The sequence below is a fragment of the Pantoea sp. JV6 genome, assembly GCF_025910055.1.
GTDB classification, from domain to species: domain Bacteria; phylum Pseudomonadota; class Gammaproteobacteria; order Enterobacterales; family Enterobacteriaceae; genus Pantoea; species Pantoea agglomerans.
The window spans coordinates 707,171-725,190 of record NZ_JAPCIM010000002.1 but is presented as its reverse complement, the minus strand read 5'-3'; the positions used below and the strand labels follow the sequence as shown (position 1 = coordinate 725,190).

Below are 18,020 nucleotides of genomic sequence, written 5' to 3'. Positions count from 1 at the left end.
ACCGCGTGAGCGGCGCGAGGACGGCCCGGCAGCAGCAGAGGTGCGCAGGCACGCACTGCGGCTTGCTCGCCCGGAAAAAAAGCTGCCACGTCTGACCGTGACAGCCTTTATAAATCTAATCTTAACTGACCAGCATTATGCCACTGGCAGCCTTTTTTCTGTTCCGATTGATAGCGCGGCACTCAGCCGTTGCGATCGGGGCGATCAATGATGTGATCTTCCCAGTCCCGCACTTCACTCTCACGCACCGCAATATACCGCACCGAAATACGCTGCGCATGCATCGCTGTTTTCGAACCGGCCCGCAGCGGATGCCATACGGGTAAATCTTTGCCCTCACCCAGCAGCCGGTAGGCGCAGGTGCGCGGCAGCCAGTTGAAGGTCGTCAGATTTTCGCGCGTTAACTTGATGCAATCCTCTTCAAGCTCGAAGCGGCGCTCATAGTTACGGCACTGGCAGGTTTTAATATTGAGCTGATCACAGGCGACATTGGTGAAGTAGATCTCATCGGTGTCGGCGTCCTGCAATTTGTTCAGGCAACACTGCCCACAACCATCACACAAGGATTCCCATTCCTCATCGCTCATTTGTGCCAGGCGTTTTTGTTGCCAGAAAGGGGTGTCAGTCATGATGATTTGTCCGGATTGTGCCTAAACCGCACCTTATAAAGCCTATGCGGCGGTGATGCAAGTTTTTAGAGTACGCGCGTGCTGATGCCGTGACCCGCCAGTGAAACTTCCAGCTGATCACCCGAGCGCATCGGGCCTACCCCTTCTGGCGTACCGGTCAGAATCACATCGCCTGCACGCAGCGTAAAGTAGTGGCTCATATGGGCAATCAGCGGCAGGATTTTATGAATCATGTCTTCGGTGTCGCCGTGCTGACGCACTTCACCGTTCACCAGCAATTTAAGCTCGACGTTCTGCGGATCGCCACTGAATTCCGTCACCGGGATAAAACCAGAGACAGGACAGGCGTTATCAAAGCCTTTGGATTTTTCCCACGGCTGGCCCGCTTTTTTCAGCCCGGCCTGCAGGTCACGCAGTGTCAGATCCAGCGCCACGCCATAACCTGCAATCGCCTTAGCCACATGCGCATCGGTCGCCTGCTTCAGTGTCGCGCCGATCAGCACCGCCAGTTCAACTTCATGATGGACCTCGCCAAACGCGTCGGGAATAGAGAGCGGCTGACGCAAATCACACAGCGCCGTTTCCGGCTTGATAAAGATCACCGGTTCGGTTGGGGTTGCGCTGCCCATCTCTTTAATGTGCTTTGCATAATTACTCCCGACGCAAACCACTTTGCTGACCGGAAAATCTAACAGAGCGCCTTGCCAGTTACGATGCTGATACATGCTCATCCCCTGTTCAGGTTAGGTGTGATGCCAGCGCTGCTGGCGGGTTGATGTTTGCTCATGCGTTGATCGAAATGCCAACCTCATAGCGTGATAATAAGATCCTTTTAACGGTCCGGGGTGCGTAATTTGTCAGAAAGCGTAAATGCAGGGGTTGAAGCGCTGAATAATCGTACAAATCGGGAGAAAAAATTGAGCAGGGAATTTAAAAAGGGGTGAAACAGATAAGCTGCACCGTTAATTTTGCGCAGCATCAGGGCAATATTATCCTGCCAGGATCGCACCGACAGGATTTATATTTACAGAAGAATCCGAGTTAAAGTTTTTTATCGGCCTGTAAATGAATGTTGAGGAGACTTTCAATCGGCGGAGGGAGCTGTAAATAATAGCCCTGCTCGCTCAATCCCTGCTTAACTTTATTGATATCCGCATTAGCCAGCCTGTCCCGCCCCGCCAGCTTAAGCACCATCGCCAGCTGCGGCTTGCCAAAGCCTTTCAGCAATTCTTCCGGAACGCGCGAGAAATCGTCCTTTTTTTCAACATAGAGATAAGTCTGGTCACGTAACGGGCTTCTGTAGATCACACAAAACATATTTTTTACTCGAATTAACCGGCGTTGAGGCTTGTCTGAATATAGCTGTAACTATAACATGCTTGCAGAACTTCGAATATTCACCGTTAGCGCTTCCACGATGATTTTATCATCGCCAGGCTTTCGGTAGTGAAAACAGGACTGAGTCGGGACAGATGTCGCAAACGCCAATCGAATTCAAAGGTAGCAGTTTCACCCTGTCTGTCGTCCATTTGCATCACCATGACCCTGCGGTGATTCGCAAGGCACTCCAGGACAAGATTGACCAGGCTCCAGATTTCCTGAAAAACGCGCCGGTGGTACTTAACGTCTCGACATTAAGTGCCGATGTTAACTGGAAACTGTTGCAACAGGCGGTTCTCGCCACCGGTTTACGCATTGTCGGCGTAAGCGGCTGCAAAGACGAAGCGCTGAAACGTATGATCGCCCGTGCCGGCCTGCCCGTGCTGGCAGAAGGTAAAGAGGCCAGACCGCAAGCCGCCGCGCCGCAGCCGATACCTGAACCTCTGCCGGCTGTAACCGAAACGGTAGCAACGAAAACCCGCATCGTGAACACCCCGGTGCGCTCGGGCCAGCAGATTTATGCGCGTGATGCCGATTTGATCATCACCAGCAGCGTCAGCGCCGGCGCTGAACTGGTCGCCGATGGCAATATTCACATTTACGGCATGATGCGCGGTCGCGCCCTGGCGGGTGCCAGCGGTGACCGCAACTGCCAGATTTTTTGTACCAACCTGGCTGCCGAGCTGGTCTCGATTGCCGGAGAGTACTGGATCATGGATCAGATCCCGCAAGAATTTTTTGGTAAAGCTGCGCGCCTGTGCCTGCAGGATGGCGCGCTGACTATCCAGACACTTAATTAGGCCCCTTTTCTTTTGTTAAGGAAATCAACATTTATGGCACGCATTATTGTAGTTACATCCGGTAAAGGGGGCGTTGGTAAGACCACGTCAAGCGCGGCCATCGCCACCGGTTTAGCGCAGAAAGGCAAAAAGACAGTTGTGATCGATTTTGATATCGGTCTGCGTAACCTGGATTTGATCATGGGCTGTGAGCGCCGTGTGGTCTACGACTTCGTTAATGTAATCCAGGGCGATGCCACACTGAACCAGGCGCTGATTCGCGACAAACGCACGGAGCAGCTCTACATTCTGCCTGCGTCGCAGACCCGTGATAAAGATGCGCTGACCCGTGAGGGTGTTGAAAAAGTTCTGAACGATTTGGCTAAGATGGAGTTCGATTTCATCGTCTGTGACTCACCGGCAGGGATTGAAACGGGCGCACTGATGGCGCTCTACTTTGCCGATGAAGCCATTATTACCACCAACCCGGAAGTCTCTTCTGTCCGCGACTCCGACCGCATTCTCGGCATCATCTCATCGAAATCCCGTCGCGCTGAAAACAGTCAGGACCCGGTGAAGGAGCATTTGCTGCTGACCCGCTATAACCCTGGCCGGGTGAACCGTGGCGATATGCTGAGCATGGAAGATGTGCTGGAGATCCTGCGCATTCCTCTGGTCGGCGTGATCCCTGAAGATCAATCGGTGTTACGTGCCTCTAACCAGGGCGAACCGGTGATTCTTGACGGCGAATCTGATGCTGGCAAAGCCTATGCCGATACCGTTGAACGGTTGCTCGGTGAAGTACGCCCCTTCCGCTTTATCGAAGAAGAGAAGAAGGGTTTCCTGAAACGCCTGTTCGGGGGATAAACCATGGCATTACTTGATTTCTTTTTATCCCGGAAGAAGAACACTGCCAATATAGCCAAGGAAAGGCTGCAGATTATCGTGGCAGAACGGAGAAGGGGCGACAGTGAGCCCCACTATCTTCCGCAACTTAAGCGCGACATTCTGGAAGTGATTTGCAGATATGTGAAGATCGATCCAGAAATGGTAACGGTTCAGCTCGACCAGAAAGGTGATGATATCTCGATTCTGGAGCTGAACGTGACGCTGCCGGAAACGGATGAAGTGACTAAATGACGCTGACCGTTTGCTGAATTTCCCCTGCGCTCTGGCAGGGGAAATTTAACCGGTTAACAACCCGCCAGAATCTCCTCAATGCCGGGTTTCAGCAGTTCGCCCCGCCATCCGGTGAGTAACTCCGGCTGACGTCCCTGCGGCTTCAGGCCCCAGTGCTGACTTAATACCTGATTAATCTGACGTCGTGACGCCAGCAGCTCCTGACTGAATCCACTCTGCTCGCTCACCTGCTGCACCAGCGCTTTCATCGCTTTAAACACTGGCTTGTAGTGCGGATGGTCAATCAGATTGCCCAGCGGAGCCGGCAGTTCGCTCTCATCCAGCGCGTCAGCTTCTGCCACCAGCGCCACCAGCGCTTTGCCGTGGAAACGAATCTCGTGGCCTGACAGCCCCAGATGATCCAGCTCCCCCAGTGAGCCAGGCATAAAGCGCGCTACTTTCCACAGGTGCTCTTCGCGCACGACAAAGTTAACGGCCATATCTTTTTCACGCGCCAGCTTCAGACGCCAGGCCGCCAGTCGCTGTAACGCCGCCAGCTGACGCGGACGTAACTGCCAGGCATTGGTAATATCCCGCCAGGCTTCATCCGGCGACAGGCTATCCAGACGACGCTGACACAGGTTATCGCACTCACTGAGTGCCGCCGACATATTGCCGGCCTCTTCCGTATTAATCATCAGCTGACGCGCAATTGGCAACAGATAGTGAACGTCCGCCGCCGCATACTCGCACTGACGCTGGGTCAGAGGGCGTGCCAGCCAGTCCGTGCGTGATTCACTTTTATCGAGTTCGACCTGAGTGAAATGCGCCACCATTGAGGCAAAACCCCAGGAGAGCGGCTGGCCAGAAAAGGCCGCCAGAATCTGGGTATCGATCATGGGCGTCGGCAGCACGCCGAAACGGTGCAGGAAGACTTCCAGATCTTCACCCCCGGCATGCAGGAATTTGGTGACGCTGGTGTCGGTCAGCAAGGCAATAAAGGGTGACCAGTCACGGATATTAAGCGGGTCAATCAGCACCAGTTGCCGATCGTCGAACAGCTGGATCAGGCCAAGCTGAGGGTAGTAAGTGCGGGTGCGGACAAATTCGGTATCCAGGGCCACCGCCGCGTGCTGGCGCGCTTTCTGACACACGTCTGCCAGTTGATCATCCTGGTCGATAAGGGAATAGTTCACGTCTGATTTCCACCGCAGCCAACAACGCGCGGCGCTCCATGTTAAAAACAATAAAAACGCCGGACATGCCGGCGTTCAACCTCAATTTCTGCCCGGATTCAGCTCGCGCCGGGTTTCGCCTCGTCGCGCAGCTCACGCCGCAGGATCTTGCCGACGTTGGTTTTAGGCAACTCATCACGAAACTCAATGATTTTCGGCACCTTGTAACCGGTCAGCTGACGGCGACAGTGATCGAGCACCTCTTCTTTGGTGAGCGATGCATCTTTTTTCACGATGCAGACTTTTACCGCTTCGCCAGAAAGATCGCTGGGGACACCGATAGCCGCGGCTTCACGCACTTTAGGATGCTGCATCAGCACGTCTTCGATTTCATTCGGATAGACATTAAAACCTGATACCAGAATCATATCTTTTTTGCGGTCAACGATGCGAATAAAGCCTTCCTGGTCAACGGTAACAATATCACCGCTGTGGAGCCAGCCATTTTTCAGCACTTCCGCTGTCGCTTCCGGATGCTGCCAGTAGCCCAGCATCACCTGCGGGCCGCTGATGCAAAGTTCGCCCGGTTCACCCGGAGCGACTTCATTGCCGTCGTCATCCAGAATCAGCACATCGGTCGAGGGTACCGGCAGACCGATACTGCCGGTATGGCAGCTGATGTCATAGGGATTGACCGACACCAGCGGAGAACACTCTGTCAGGCCATAGCCTTCCAGCAGATAGTGTCCGGTCAGTTTTTCCCAGCGCTCGGCCACCACTTTCTGCACCGCCATTCCGCCACCGGCGGAAAGACGCAGCGTTGAAAAATCGAGTTTATTAAACTGCTCATCGTTGAGTAGCGCATTAAACAGCGTGTTCACGCCGGTAATGGCGGTAAACGGAAATTTCCCCAGCTCTTTAACAAAGCCGGGAATATCGCGCGGATTGGTGATCAACAGATTCTGACCGCCCAGCTCCAGGAACAGCAGGCCATTCACCGTTAAGGCGAAGATGTGATAAAGCGGCAGCGCGGTGACAACACACTCTTTACCGTCGCGCAGCACTTTGCCGTAGGTCGCGCGGGTCTGCTCAAGATTCGCCTGCATGTTGCGATGGGTCAGCATCGCCCCTTTGGCCACGCCAGTGGTGCCACCGGTATATTGCAGGAAGGCGAGATCGTCATTGGAGACCGTCGGGCGTTGATAATTGAGCGTTTCGCCGACTTCCAGTACGTGGCGAAATGAGATTGCCCCCGGCAGATGGTATTTGGGCACCAGCTTCTTCACATACTTAACGACAAAGTTAACCAGTGTCGCTTTTATCGGCGCCAGCTGATCGCCCATCCGGGTCAGGATGACGTGCCGCACAGCGGTTTTCGCCACCACTTTTTCCAGCGTGTGCGCAAAATTCGAGACAATGACAATAGCACTGGCCCCACTGTCATTGAGCTGATGCTGCAGTTCGCGCGGCGTATAGAGCGGATTCACATTGACCACGACCATACCTGCACGCAGCACACCAAACAGGGCCACCGGATACTGCAGTAAATTCGGCATCATCAGTGCCACCCGGTCACCCGCTTTCAGGCCCAGCTGTTGCTGAAGATAGGCGGCAAAAGCGCGGCTCTTCTCTTCCAGCTGACGATAACTCATCTTCTGACCCATGTTCAGGAACGCGGGTTGATCGGCGTAGCGTTTTGCGGCCTGCTCAAACAGATCCACCAGCGAGGTGTAACGATCTGCACTTATTTCGGCAGGCACATCTGCCGGGTAGCGTTTCAGCCAAACCTTATTCAAGGATCCACCCCGATAATTATGTTGTATTTCCATCGCTGCCTCAGCCAATCTGGTTTGTTAACAATATTTTAACTGATTGTACCAGTTTGCCTGTTTTGGCATGTTGAGGTTGCGAAGTGCATCACTAAATTTCGTGCTGATAAAACAGGCAAATAAAAAGCCCGGCAGCGAGCACCGCGACCGGGCTGATACTTAAATGTTTTTTGCACTTACTCAGTCAGAATGGTCTGCACCTCTGCCGGCCCACTGTTCATCATTCCCCAGTAGGGATTCGGACCCCAGTATCCGCCGCGATGGCGGGTCGGACCATACCAGATCCAGGGATCCATCGGCTGGGGTGGTGCTGTCACCTGCTGGGTAAGTCGCCAGCGCTGATAACCGCGCACATCGATGACCGCAAATTTATAATCCGCTTCACCAATTTTGCCCTGCTCTGTCCCCTTAAGGGTACCCAGCACCGTCACATACTGGTTTCTCACATCCACCGGATCAACAAAACCGCGGATATCGGCATAAATCCGACCGACCGAGGCCGCACCCAGACGCGGTCTGGCGCTATCATCCAGCGGCTGCGCAGCAATCTCAAGCCGGGTTTTGCCGTTCAGGTTAGTGACATTCACTACCTTGCCGCCAAAGCGAGATTCCTGCCCGACAAAGAGCGAAGGATTGCTCATGACCCGCAACAGATCCTGCTGCGGCTGAGGTGAGCTGCCCTGCAGCGTGTCAGGAATTGAGACACAACCGGTTAACGCCAGCACACAGGTCAGCAGCAGACCTGAAAGCCCTTTACCACACATTGACGACATAGACGTTCTCCCGTTAGGTAAAGAGTTAGACTGGACGCATAACAATAAGTTGCGTGCATTTTACCGGCCAGGTAATTTTTTCCAGGCGACTTCATTACGCAGATAAGTGGGCTCCGCTGTTTCCGGCAGCAGCGTCTTCCCCTGCGCCAGCGCAAGGGTCGCCAGCGGCAGCATATCTTCTGCAGCGGGCAGCGTAACGTCACTGGCTTTCAGGGTAAGCTCGTGTCCCTGCTGCAGGGCAGGATAAGCCTGCCAGCCGGTGCCTGCGGTCATCCATTCGCCAGAAAGCGCCTGCATCCGGGCCAGTGCCGCTTCGGGCGACAGCACGCTTTCGCTGGCCTCACCCTGCCAGGCACCCTGTTCATCACGCTGATATTCGGCCCAGTAGACCTCGCCCATCCGCGCATCAATAGCGGTTAATACGCGGGTAGCACCGTGCAGACGCCATGCGCCTTCCGCCAGCGTTGCCAGCGTGGAAACCGCGATCATTGGCAGAGAAGCGCCCAGTGCCAGTCCCTGCGCAATACCAATGCCAATCCGCACGCCGGTAAAACTGCCAGGGCCGCGACCAAAGGCGAGCGCGTCCAGGTCGGTCAGTTCCAGCTGCTGTGCCAGCAGTAGCTCTTCGATCAGCGGTAAAATACGCTGGGTGTGATCGCGCGGGGCAATTTCGAATCGGGCATCAATCTGTTGCTGATTCAGCAAGGCGGCTGAACAGGCTTCTGTCGCCGTATCCAGCGCTAAAATTCGGGCTGACATGACTACCTCAGAAGAAAGAAAACGGCGCGCATCTTAGCATAAAATTACGCGTCTGGTTCGGGTTGCTGGCGGATAAAGGCGATGGCGCGGGCAATGTCCCGGGTGCGCGGCGTCGGCGGCAGGCTATTGAGAAACAGCGCGCCATAAGGACGAGAAACCAGACGCTGATCGCAAATGACCAGTACGCCACGATCGTCGGTATCGCGGATTAAACGTCCCACGCCCTGCTTCAGGGTGATCACCGCATCCGGCAGCTGCACATCCGTAAAGGGATCGCCGCCACGAATCCGGCAATCTTCCATTCTGGCTTTCAACAGCGGATCTTCCGGTGAGGTGAACGGCAGTTTATCGATGATCACCAGCGACAGCGCATCACCCCGTACATCCACGCCTTCCCAGAAACTGCTGGTCGCCACCAGCAGGGCATTGCCCTTATCGATGAACTGTTTCAGCAACTGACCCTTGCTGGTTTCACCCTGCACCAGCACAGGCAGCGTCATTGAGGCGCGAAATTCTGCGGCCAGCTCACGCATCATCAGATGCGACGTGCAGAGAAAGAAACAGCGGCCTTTATTGGCATCAATCAGCGGCTTCATCATTGCGGCCAGCTGGCGTGCACCACCCGGACGGTTAGGCTCAGGCAGATTGCGCGGAACGCAGAGCAGCGCCTGCTTCGCAAAATCGAACGGGCTGTTCAGAATCAGGCTTTTTGCTGCATTCACACCCAGCCGTTCGGCGAAGTGTGCCATTTTCTCATCCACCGCCAGGGTGGCTGAGGTGAAGATCCATGCAGCCTTACGATTATCCATTACTTCACGGAAGCGTTCTGCCACCGAGAGCGGCGTCAGCGCCAGGATAAAGTGACGTGAGGTACATTCATACCAGTAGCTGTAGCCCGGCTCGTTAATCGCCCGCAGCCGTTTTAACCGGCCACGGTAGAGCGCGGCTCGCTCGAAGGCGGCATCCAGCAGGGCTGAACGGCCCAGTGAGAGTTTGATAACGTCGTAACAGAGCTCAAGCGCATCATCCAGCAGCGTAAACATTCGCAGGATGTTGTTATCGCTCAGCAGTTCACGCAGGTTACCGCGATAGCCGGGATCGCCTAATGACAGGCGAAAATCCTGCGCGCACTGCGCCAGGCGGTCAGCGGATTTCTGCAGCTGCTGAGCATCACGCACCTCGGTGCGGTAGGCGGTAATAATATCTTTGGCGAGATCGAGTAACTGGCGGCTGGAGAGCTGCTGACCAAAATACTGACTGGCGATATCGGGCAGCTGATGGGCTTCATCGAAGATCATCACATCAGCTTCGGGAATAAGTTCGCCAAAGCCGCCCTCTTTCACCACCAGGTCAGCAAGAAACAAGTGGTGGTTCACGACCACTACATCGGCGTCCATCGCGCGCTTACGCGCTTTGACCACAAAGCACTCTTTATAGCGCGGGCAGTCAGTGCCGAGGCAGTTATCGTTGGTGCTGGTGACCAGCGGCCAGACCGGGCTGTCTTCGGTCACGCCCGCACAGCTGCTGATGTCGCCATCTTCCGTCTGCGATGACCAGCTGCGCAGCGTCACCAGATCGGTCAGCCCCTGCGCGGTGAGATCGCCGCCCGCCATCGATTGCTGTTCCATGCGTTCCAGGCAAAGGTAGTTGGAGCGTCCTTTCAGCAAGGCCGTTTTACCTTTAAAATCCAGCGCCTTGATCATCGTAGGCAGATCGCGGCCATAGAGCTGATCCTGCAGCGCCTTGGATCCGGTGGAAACAATGACTTTTTTACCGGCCCGCAGAGCGGGAGCCAGGTAGGCATAGGTTTTTCCGGTGCCGGTACCGGCCTCGACCACCAGTTCACCCTGCTGTTTTACGGCTTCAGATACCGCCTGCGCCATCTCACGCTGTGCTTCACGCGGCTTAAAGCCTGCGATCGCGAGCGCCAGCGCGCCATCCACTGCAAAATCGTCTGCCACATACCCTCACTAAGAACGGCAAAAACACTGTAATTATGTCAGTATTGGATCAACAAAGCAAAATTGATAATTATCAATAACTTATCTATTTCCAGCCGTTGGGGGCGTGGCAGCTAAAGACTCTGGATCGCGTCTGAAAGATGGGGAGAAAGGCGGCACGTGGCCGCCTGAAGAGAAGCGCTCGCAGCACCGGGATTCCTGATGGAAAAGTTGCACCGCGAAAGGCAGCAGAAATCGCTGTGACTACTCTACAATCATGCGCCCATTGAGATGCTGCAACGGACGATTATTGGTGGTTTTCAGCGCCTGTTTAAAGGCGTCGAGCTGCGCCTGAGAGAGCGAAACCGGCTGTTTCAGCACCAGCCAGCGAATCCCTTCGCTGCAGGGTGGCGTCGTCAGGGAGCCGCTGAAACGATAATAGTGCAGATCTTCCGGGAAGAGATCGCGTAAATTTACCTGGCGATTAATGGTTACCTGCTGGTTTTCCTGTTTCGGCATAGCGTCGATCAACGGTGCCAGCGCCGGATTCTCTTTACCGACCTTAAACATCACCGCGACCACGGCCAGATCGCCATCCTCTTTGCTGTGTACAAAGTGGGCTTCAAGGGGAAAGGTGTGCCCATTGATCTGGTTCTCACTCGGCGTATGGAAGTGATACTGACGCAGCGTGAACTTTTCCCGATCCAGTACAAAATCATCTTCTTCATCAACGGTCACCTGAATCGTGTGGCCATTGTTGATCACCTTCTCAGCCGACGTATGGTAGGCCAGATCGAGTGCCTGTAAATGTCCCTCAATCGGATCTTTAATATTGATAGGCGACTGGGACTTACCTTCGTGGCAGATGTGGAAGTCGCTGGTCAGTTTGCTCCAGTGTTCCGGGCCAGCTTTGCCTTCGTACGTCCAGTGCGGTTCCGCCGCACCGGCTACGTTGAGGGTAGAAAGCGCCACAACCAGACTTAACATTTTTGGTAATTTCATTTTTATCCCTGCTTTATAAGCTTATTTGCGGCAGGGATACTATTCCGCTGACTAGTGAATCAGCAAGGTGACAAAATGCGTTAAATCAAAATCAGAACGAATAAAGAGTTTATAATTGCAATCAATGTTAATTTAATTAACAAACATCACGATGTTACGTTTTTAAGTACTTCAGGAAAGGGTTGATATCAATCTCTCTGAATAAAAGAGTTTCATTTTCCTGTATTTATCATTTTGATCGTCGAAACGAGCCGGGAGGGAAATTTTGCACTAAATTCAGGCGACGTAAGAAACCGCAAAACTGCACGCAGGCGGTTTTGCGGTGCAACGCGATAACGCGTCATAAAAGATTATGCAGGTGACGCTAGACATCCTTCTCTAATGGTTCCTCTTCTTCATCTTCTTCCTCATCTTCAGGATAAATCTCAGCGTCATCGGGCAGCGGCTCATCGTAATCAGGGCGTTCAGACATAATTTCCTCCGGTGTCAGATAGCAATTTTGCTATGCCCTTTGAGTGTAGCTTACTCCTGCCATCTGTTTTGCAAGGCTCGCAAAAGATATCAGAAATGCAGGCGCTGCCGCAGACTCTGCTTCGCCACTGCGTGAAACAGCCTTGCGTCACAGCCGGTGCTGATAGCGTACCGGTTAATCGGATGCCCATTCGCCTCCTCCAGCCGCGTTATCATTGACGTCAGTCGGATAGCGGGTTTAATAATTCGCCGTTTAAAAACCTCTGTTTTCAAAAAAACCTCTTACTCGTTTAATGAATAAAAGGCCGGAACTTAACTGTTATAATATAGGGACACGAAAAGTTAATGATGCGATTCAAAGCACAATTATGCACAAAGAAAGGTAACATTAAATAAAAACTCAACAGGAGTAGCATTAAACATCGTTATGTTGTTATAAGAAAAAATCCCTGATATAAAAGAGACAGAATTTAAACGTAACCTGTGAGCATTAGCGGATTGAATATTTCCTCTGATGCAGCCACGCTGACTTAACAGATGGTAGTGAGGTAATTAAAATTCAGGAATTCTGTTATCTCTCACAGGCAATAAACTCATAGCCAGATGAGTCACATCACAATAGAAACGATGCCCACGGCATCCGTCCTCTTTAAAAGGCCGTTAAAGACTATCTCGCTAAAGATATCCGTTAATGTTAACGAAGTGGGGTTTTATATTATAAGTTAAGTGGGATGTAGTCTGGCTGTTGCTACCCTGTTGCATCTATCTGTCAGTCAGGACACCATTATCTCAACAAGGAGAAATATCATTGTTCCCAAAATTACCCCGGTATAGCTTAGTGATTCTGACGCTGAGCGGTTGCGTTACCAACGATGAGGTCAAACTCAACCCAGTTGGTCAACATAGTGAACCTGTCATGCCGCATAAAAACCAGGGAATCAGCCCTGCACAGCGGCGCGCGATTATGTCCGGCGAACAACCAGACTGGTCTGACGTTTATCCTCAGCGAATCTATAAAAACTCGTCAGCAGTCAGGAAATGATCTGCACGTCGTAGCGGTTAACGTCGTTACTCCACCACTCACATAGCGTAAAAAACACTGTGGAAAATAATCAACACGTCGATGATGTCTCCCTATGGGATTGGATTGTCACATTAATTTTAACCGGCATACCCGTATTAAATCTTTTTATGCTGCTTTACTGGTCCTTAAACCGAAGGACTAAACGTTCAAAGAAAAACTACGCCAGGGCGAGTTTATTATTGATATTCATCGTACTCATCTTCTATATCATTACCCTGGAAGTTACAACGGGCTATTTTCTTTTTAAACATTACTGATCCTTAAACTGACAGCGTCATACCCTTAAATGGAGTTTTTTATGGTGCGTTATTTCACTTTTCTATTATTGGGCGTCACTTCCGCTTGCTGCATAGCGAAAACGTCAGTGGTGATGAATAACACCCTGAAGGCACAAGAGATAAAATCGGCAAAAATTGTTTACATTGGCGAGGTTAATGGCAATAAAGTGGCAGAATTGATGGCAGGCATCGATGATATTAATGCAAGTTACCCTGCTGTAAAAGAAATATCGCTTTATATAAACAGCTTTGGCGGTGATATGGAAGCTGGCTATATGGGCGGCCAGGCCGTCAGGGGGTCAAGGATTCCGATAAAAACCATCAATGCCGCAATGACGGGTTCGGCGGCCACCCTGATTTATTGCTCAGGGGCGCAAAGGGAAACATTACCCAGCGCAACGTTTTTAATCCACCCTGCAGCGAGTCAAAACATTCAGAGCAACTATCTGAAAAAAAATGAAGTCATTTTACTCAGCAGAGATATCGATAATGTCAGTAAAATATTCAGGGACACCTATGCATCCTGTTTCAAAGATGACGGGATAGAGATAGATAAAGCCTTATTCAGTGAAGACAACCGTATTTACCTGCGTTTTCCAGAATCTGTAAAACAGGGTATTGCACAAAAACGTGTTGAAGGAATCGTACCCGCTGATGTCGCTTATTACATCTTCACTTCAGAGGCCAGCGGCTAGCGGCTAGCGGCTAGCGGCTAGCAAAAATAACGTTATTTATGCCTGCTGGACGAATACTTTTTATCAGATATGCGCCGCCTGGACAGATGGGCGTGCTGGCGGGGAGACATATCGAGCCGTTAGCGGGTAATCCAGAGAAGAACATAACGCAGACGACGTTCAGATGGGGCGCCGCAGGATCTCACCATCAATATCACGGTGGATTTTCGCAGTAAGCGCTACCCTTGCATGGTGAGTTTTTTGAGCAGCAATAGCAGGGTGATTCAACACTGGCCAGATAAAAAGCGGCAAATAAAGCAGGCCGCTCAGCCAGATACGGCTTATTCTGGTACAGGGCGTTTATCTGTTTCTGGCTGGTGACCTGATATCACGATTATTAGCGACGCTGCTGTTGCGACCTGCTTATAAGCGGACGTACAACGCGCCCGCCAGCATAACGATGAACAGAATAGCGAAGGTAATAAAGCCCTGCTTACTGCCACGGGACAATCCAACAAATGCCGAAACCACAATAAACAGCAGCGTCAGTGCGCCGACCATCACCCAAAAAAGATACTGCGTATTCGCCATGCCTGAATCCTCATCCGTAGCGCGATTTATCTGCTGTTTTATAACATTTTTATGCCGCGCGTGCCCTCACTTCTCCCGCTCTTTCGACGCTTTATGCTGCTTTAGTGCAGCAGGGCTGAAACAGTGACAACGTCCACGGCTCATGATCATGATGCAGACAGTGTGATGCAGTTAGCAAATGCAGAGGAACGCAGCGAGTAAACAAACGCGCGGATTATAATGATTAAATCAGCTTACCGTTGGGATGTGGCACCCGTAGGCTGACGTGCTGAGACTGGTTTAACATTGCCGTTCAGGCGGTGTAAAACAGATGGCCTTAACCCGACTGCCTGACTCAGGCGGAGGAATGTATGAACTGTTTCCGCATCGGCTCTCTGGCTGGCGTGCTGCTGCTCTGTGGCTGCCAGGCACCCACGCCTGATCAGGCTCGTCTGCAGCAGCCTGTTTTTCAGGGTCAAAGCACCCGCACCGTCCCTCAGCTCAGCGACTGTATTTATCGCGGCTGGTCCACCACCAGCGTCATTGCCAGAGATAACACCACCCACACCCAGCCCAACGGCAGCGAGATCAGCGTTTTTACCTGGGAAGATTCGATTTTTGCGGATGTGTCGCCCCGCCGAAAAGGGGCTGAGGTGAAATATTTCACGACTTTCCGGATGGCGCCTCAGGTGATGGCGGACAGACAGGCGATTGTTGAGCGCTGCCTGTAAAGCGTAAGGGGTGACAGCGATGTCGGGAGTGTGCCAGGCTAATGCGCAATTAACCAGGGAGAAACCGATGAGTATTACCCGCATTGACCCGGAACACCGTATGTCCGAAGCCGTGATCCACAACGACACGATCTATTACACCAGTGTGCCTGAGAATCTGGATGCCGATGCAGAAGCGCAGACAGCCAATGCGCTGGCAGTGATTGATGCGATTCTGACACGGCTCGGTAGCGATAAAAGCAAAATCCTTGATGCGACGCTGTTTCTGGTGGATAAGGCCGATTTCCCCGCGATGAACCGCGCATGGGACGCATGGGTCTCTCCAGGTAATGCGCCGGTGCGCTGCACGGTACAGGCCGGGCTGTTGAATCCGAAGTACAAAATCGAAATTAAAATTATCGCTGCACGTTAAAACGCCGGGCGTTATTCCTCTTCGTTTTCTTCATCTTCGTCTTCGAATAGCGCCCGAATCCGTTCGCCCTTGAAATTTTGTCGGATCTCCTGCGCCACCTGGGTGATCGCTTCACCGCTCGACAAACCTCCCGCCATCAATTCCTGAATACGTTCGACGGCCTGCTGCTGCTGCTCATGAGAGAGAGCCGGTATTCCTATAAACATGTTTCACTCCTGCGTTGGGGCAGACAGTATCCCACGCGGAACTAACAGGTGCCAGTCAGGAAAAAATATGGCAGTCTGACCGCCTCTTTGCTCTCTGATTTCTCTGCCCGATGATTGTTGAAACCCTCAGTCTTGATTATACCCCGGATGCGCTGACTCAGCGTTTTGCCCCGATTGCCCATCTGCCCTGGGCGATGCTGCTCTCCTCCGCGCAGGCGAACCACAGTGACAACCGCTTTGATATTCTGACCGCCGATCCCCGCGCCACCCTGGTGACCCGCGGTGCGATGACTACGCTCAGCGACCCGACCGGCACGACCGAATCAACCGCCGATCCCCTGCTGCTGGTGCAGCAGCAGTGTGATGCGCTGGGCGTGACGCCGGCTGCCAGCGATGCCCTGCCGTTTCAGGGCGGTGCGCTGGGCCTGTTTGGTTATGATCTGGGCCGCCGGTTTGAGTCCCTGCCTCAGCAGGCCGCAGCCGATCTCACCACGCCTGACATGGCGGTGGGTATCTATGACTGGGCATTGATTGCCGATCATCATCAGCAGACCCTGACGCTGGTGGCGTTAAAGAACGCGGAAGAACGCGCCGCCTGGCTGGCGCAATGGCCCGCGCGTGAGGCCGTACCCTTTTCACTGACCAGCCGCTGGCGCTCCAACCTGAGCTATGCAGATTACGCTGCGCGTTTTGCGGCGGTTCAGGCCTATATTCAGGCGGGTGACTGTTATCAGGTTAATCTGGCGCAGCGCTTTCAGGCCGGTTACCAGGGTGATGAGTGGCAGGCGTTCAGTATACTCAATGCGGCTAACCGCACGCCGTTCAGCGCTTTTCTGCGTCTGCCGGAGAGCGCGATCCTCAGCCTGTCGCCGGAGCGCTTTCTGTCGCTGAATAATAAGCAGATCGAAACACGACCGATCAAAGGTACCCGGCCACGCTGTGACGATCCGATTGCTGATGCGCAACAGGCTGAGTCTCTGCGCCATGCAGAAAAAGATCGGGCCGAAAACCTGATGATTGTCGATTTGCTGCGCAACGATATTGGCCGCGTGGCGCTACCCGGCTCGGTCACGGTGCCTGAACTGTTTGTGGTTGAACCCTTCCCCGCCGTACACCACCTGGTGAGCACGGTGCGGGCGCAGCTGCCTGATACCCTGCAGGCCACCGATCTGCTGCGCGCCTGTTTTCCGGGCGGCTCGATTACCGGTGCGCCCAAGATTCGGGCGATGGAGATTATTGATGAACTGGAGCCGCAGCGGCGCAATGCCTGGTGCGGCAGCATTGGTTATCTCAGCCTGTGTGGCCGGATGGATACCAGCATCACCATTCGCACGCTGATCGCTGAAGGTCAGCAGCTCTACTGTGCGGCGGGCGGCGGGCTTGTTGCAGACAGCGATCCCGAAGCGGAGTATCAGGAAACACTCGACAAAGTCAGCCGGATCTTACCGGCACTGGAACAAACCGGAGGTTCAGTTGGCCCTGACGCTTGATGATTTCCGCAGCCGTTTTCTGTTGCAGCAGCCAGCCCGCAGCACACAATTGCTATCCGGGCGCCATGCGGCGGTGCTGGTGCCGATTGTGGCACGGCCTGAACCCGGTCTGTTGCTGACGCAGCGCTCACACGCCCTGCGCAAACATGCCGGACAGGTCGCTTTTCCCGGCGGGATGCAGGATGACACTGACGCATCGCTCATCGCCACAGCACTGCGTGAAGCACAGGAAGAGGTTGGCATTGAGCCGCATCAGGTCGAGGTATTAGGCGCTCTGCCCGCCGTGACCAGCAGCACCGGCTTTCAGGTGACGCCGGTACTGGGGATCATTCCGGCCGATCTGCGATTAACGATTAATCCGGATGAGGTGAGCAGCGCCTTTGAGATGCCGCTGGCCGAGGCTTTGCAGCTCAGCCGCTACAGCGCGCTGGAGGTGCATCGGGCTGGCGTTCGCCACCCGGTCTGGCTGTCGCGCTATCAGGATTATCTGGTGTGGGGCATGACCGCGGGTATTATCCGATCACTGAGTGCTCAGATCGCATTCTGAAACCTTTCTCGTTTTTCTCTCTCCGGCCCGTCAGGTTACTGGCGCGCTGCACTATAATTTTTTCTATAAGTTTTGATAAGTTTATTTCATGCGAAAAGCTGCTCTTTCCTGGTGCATGACCATTACTATGGGCGCCATAAACTGCCCCGGCAGACTGAGAATAATTGTGAGG

Annotated in this window: 19 protein-coding genes; 8 read left to right on the top strand and 11 right to left on the bottom strand. The window is 53.3% G+C overall.

Annotation, left to right across the window (positions count from 1 at the left end):
* Window positions 1–182: 182 nt before the first annotated feature.
* The 3 genes from OK412_RS04005 to OK412_RS03995 all read right to left on the bottom strand — a co-directional run bounded on the left by OK412_RS04005 (window position 183) and on the right by OK412_RS03995 (window position 1,946).
* Window positions 183–629 (bottom strand): YcgN family cysteine cluster protein, encoded by a 447-nt coding sequence (locus OK412_RS04005; protein WP_010260578.1) that lies wholly within the window; start codon window positions 627–629, stop codon window positions 183–185.
* Between the two features lie 65 nt (window positions 630–694).
* Window positions 695–1,354 (bottom strand): fumarylacetoacetate hydrolase family protein, encoded by a 660-nt coding sequence (locus OK412_RS04000; protein WP_264352712.1) that lies wholly within the window; start codon window positions 1,352–1,354, stop codon window positions 695–697.
* A 316-nt stretch (window positions 1,355–1,670) separates the two neighbouring features.
* Window positions 1,671–1,946: a YcgL domain-containing protein gene (locus OK412_RS03995; RefSeq protein WP_010260572.1), complete on the bottom strand. Its 276-nt coding sequence runs from the start codon at window positions 1,944–1,946 to the stop codon at window positions 1,671–1,673.
* A gap of 155 nt (window positions 1,947–2,101) precedes the next feature.
* Here OK412_RS03995 and minC point away from each other — a divergent pair, with 155 nt between their 5' ends.
* The 3 genes from minC to minE are packed head-to-tail and all read left to right on the top strand — an operon-like array spanning window position 2,102 to window position 3,928.
* Entirely contained in the window at window positions 2,102–2,809 is a 708-nt protein-coding gene (minC, locus tag OK412_RS03990; protein WP_010260571.1) for a septum site-determining protein MinC, read from the top strand.
* 33 nt (window positions 2,810–2,842) lie between these two features.
* A complete protein-coding gene (minD, locus tag OK412_RS03985; RefSeq protein ID WP_010260569.1) occupies window positions 2,843–3,655 on the top strand; it encodes a septum site-determining protein MinD in 813 nt (270 codons plus the stop codon).
* A 3-nt stretch (window positions 3,656–3,658) separates the two neighbouring features.
* Window positions 3,659–3,928 (top strand): cell division topological specificity factor MinE, encoded by a 270-nt coding sequence (gene minE / locus OK412_RS03980; RefSeq protein WP_008925314.1) that lies wholly within the window; start codon window positions 3,659–3,661, stop codon window positions 3,926–3,928.
* A 53-nt stretch (window positions 3,929–3,981) separates the two neighbouring features.
* Here minE and rnd read toward each other — a convergent pair whose 3' ends face one another.
* The 6 genes from rnd to OK412_RS03950 form a co-directional block, all read right to left on the bottom strand.
* Window positions 3,982–5,103: a ribonuclease D gene (gene rnd / locus OK412_RS03975; RefSeq protein WP_182504249.1), complete on the bottom strand. Its 1,122-nt coding sequence runs from the start codon at window positions 5,101–5,103 to the stop codon at window positions 3,982–3,984.
* A gap of 98 nt (window positions 5,104–5,201) precedes the next feature.
* Window positions 5,202–6,878 carry a long-chain-fatty-acid--CoA ligase FadD gene (gene fadD, locus OK412_RS03970; protein WP_124890019.1) on the bottom strand — a complete coding sequence of 559 codons (1,677 nt, stop codon included), beginning with the start codon at window positions 6,876–6,878 and terminating at the stop codon, window positions 5,202–5,204.
* A gap of 209 nt (window positions 6,879–7,087) precedes the next feature.
* Window positions 7,088–7,684: a Slp family lipoprotein gene (locus tag OK412_RS03965; protein WP_010260563.1), complete on the bottom strand. Its 597-nt coding sequence runs from the start codon at window positions 7,682–7,684 to the stop codon at window positions 7,088–7,090.
* Between the two features lie 60 nt (window positions 7,685–7,744).
* Window positions 7,745–8,443: a tRNA (adenosine(37)-N6)-threonylcarbamoyltransferase complex dimerization subunit type 1 TsaB gene (gene tsaB, locus OK412_RS03960; RefSeq protein ID WP_045139911.1), complete on the bottom strand. Its 699-nt coding sequence runs from the start codon at window positions 8,441–8,443 to the stop codon at window positions 7,745–7,747.
* 44 nt (window positions 8,444–8,487) lie between these two features.
* Window positions 8,488–10,404 (bottom strand): ATP-dependent DNA helicase, encoded by a 1,917-nt coding sequence (locus OK412_RS03955; protein ID WP_010260556.1) that lies wholly within the window; start codon window positions 10,402–10,404, stop codon window positions 8,488–8,490.
* Window positions 10,405–10,647: 243 nt separating this feature from the next.
* A complete protein-coding gene (locus OK412_RS03950; protein WP_264352711.1) occupies window positions 10,648–11,385 on the bottom strand; it encodes a carbonic anhydrase in 738 nt (245 codons plus the stop codon).
* Window positions 11,386–13,238: 1,853 nt separating this feature from the next.
* Between OK412_RS03950 and OK412_RS03945 the strand changes: the two genes are divergently transcribed.
* Window positions 13,239–13,913 carry an ATP-dependent Clp protease proteolytic subunit gene (locus OK412_RS03945; protein WP_264352710.1) on the top strand — a complete coding sequence of 225 codons (675 nt, stop codon included), beginning with the start codon at window positions 13,239–13,241 and terminating at the stop codon, window positions 13,911–13,913.
* A gap of 402 nt (window positions 13,914–14,315) precedes the next feature.
* On the opposite strand, the gene OK412_RS03940 is transcribed toward OK412_RS03945, so the two are convergent.
* Window positions 14,316–14,483: a hypothetical protein gene (locus OK412_RS03940; protein WP_010260551.1), complete on the bottom strand. Its 168-nt coding sequence runs from the start codon at window positions 14,481–14,483 to the stop codon at window positions 14,316–14,318.
* A 350-nt stretch (window positions 14,484–14,833) separates the two neighbouring features.
* On the opposite strand from OK412_RS03940, the gene OK412_RS03935 reads away from it, so the two are divergent.
* The gene (locus tag OK412_RS03935) at window positions 14,834–15,193 is read left to right on the top strand and encodes a hypothetical protein (RefSeq protein ID WP_010260549.1); all 360 of its coding nucleotides are present in this window, start codon (window positions 14,834–14,836) and stop codon (window positions 15,191–15,193) included.
* Between the two features lie 67 nt (window positions 15,194–15,260).
* Window positions 15,261–15,605 (top strand): RidA family protein, encoded by a 345-nt coding sequence (locus tag OK412_RS03930; protein ID WP_003852699.1) that lies wholly within the window; start codon window positions 15,261–15,263, stop codon window positions 15,603–15,605.
* A gap of 11 nt (window positions 15,606–15,616) precedes the next feature.
* Here OK412_RS03930 and OK412_RS03925 read toward each other — a convergent pair whose 3' ends face one another.
* A complete protein-coding gene (locus tag OK412_RS03925) occupies window positions 15,617–15,811 on the bottom strand; it encodes a YoaH family protein (RefSeq protein ID WP_010260545.1) in 195 nt (64 codons plus the stop codon).
* A 110-nt stretch (window positions 15,812–15,921) separates the two neighbouring features.
* Here OK412_RS03925 and pabB point away from each other — a divergent pair, with 110 nt between their 5' ends.
* Both pabB and OK412_RS03915 read left to right on the top strand, forming a co-directional pair.
* Window positions 15,922–17,301 (top strand): aminodeoxychorismate synthase component 1, encoded by a 1,380-nt coding sequence (pabB, locus tag OK412_RS03920; RefSeq protein WP_264352709.1) that lies wholly within the window; start codon window positions 15,922–15,924, stop codon window positions 17,299–17,301.
* Window positions 17,285–17,848, top strand: coding sequence for a CoA pyrophosphatase (locus OK412_RS03915; RefSeq protein ID WP_022625545.1), 564 nt, complete (start codon window positions 17,285–17,287; stop codon window positions 17,846–17,848). Before pabB ends, OK412_RS03915 begins: the two co-directional genes overlap by 17 nt.
* Window positions 17,849–18,020: the final 172 nt, after the last annotated feature.

Coding starts and splice junctions, on each gene's coding strand:
- minC (WP_010260571.1), top strand. CDS start 2,102: ATGTCGCAAACGCCAATCGAATTCAAAGGTAGCAGTTTCACCCTGTCT.
- OK412_RS03930 (WP_003852699.1), top strand. CDS start 15,261: ATGAGTATTACCCGCATTGACCCGGAACACCGTATGTCCGAAGCCGTG.
- minE (WP_008925314.1), top strand. CDS start 3,659: ATGGCATTACTTGATTTCTTTTTATCCCGGAAGAAGAACACTGCCAAT.
- OK412_RS03935 (WP_010260549.1), top strand. CDS start 14,834: ATGAACTGTTTCCGCATCGGCTCTCTGGCTGGCGTGCTGCTGCTCTGT.
- minD (WP_010260569.1), top strand. CDS start 2,843: ATGGCACGCATTATTGTAGTTACATCCGGTAAAGGGGGCGTTGGTAAG.
- OK412_RS03950 (WP_264352711.1), bottom strand. CDS start 11,385: ATGAAATTACCAAAAATGTTAAGTCTGGTTGTGGCGCTTTCTACCCTC.
- OK412_RS03995 (WP_010260572.1), bottom strand. CDS start 1,946: ATGTTTTGTGTGATCTACAGAAGCCCGTTACGTGACCAGACTTATCTC.
- OK412_RS03945 (WP_264352710.1), top strand. CDS start 13,239: ATGGTGCGTTATTTCACTTTTCTATTATTGGGCGTCACTTCCGCTTGC.
- OK412_RS03965 (WP_010260563.1), bottom strand. CDS start 7,684: ATGTCGTCAATGTGTGGTAAAGGGCTTTCAGGTCTGCTGCTGACCTGT.
- pabB (WP_264352709.1), top strand. CDS start 15,922: ATGATTGTTGAAACCCTCAGTCTTGATTATACCCCGGATGCGCTGACT.
- OK412_RS04005 (WP_010260578.1), bottom strand. CDS start 629: ATGACTGACACCCCTTTCTGGCAACAAAAACGCCTGGCACAAATGAGC.
- tsaB (WP_045139911.1), bottom strand. CDS start 8,443: ATGTCAGCCCGAATTTTAGCGCTGGATACGGCGACAGAAGCCTGTTCA.
- OK412_RS04000 (WP_264352712.1), bottom strand. CDS start 1,354: ATGTATCAGCATCGTAACTGGCAAGGCGCTCTGTTAGATTTTCCGGTC.
- OK412_RS03940 (WP_010260551.1), bottom strand. CDS start 14,483: ATGGCGAATACGCAGTATCTTTTTTGGGTGATGGTCGGCGCACTGACG.
- OK412_RS03925 (WP_010260545.1), bottom strand. CDS start 15,811: ATGTTTATAGGAATACCGGCTCTCTCTCATGAGCAGCAGCAGCAGGCC.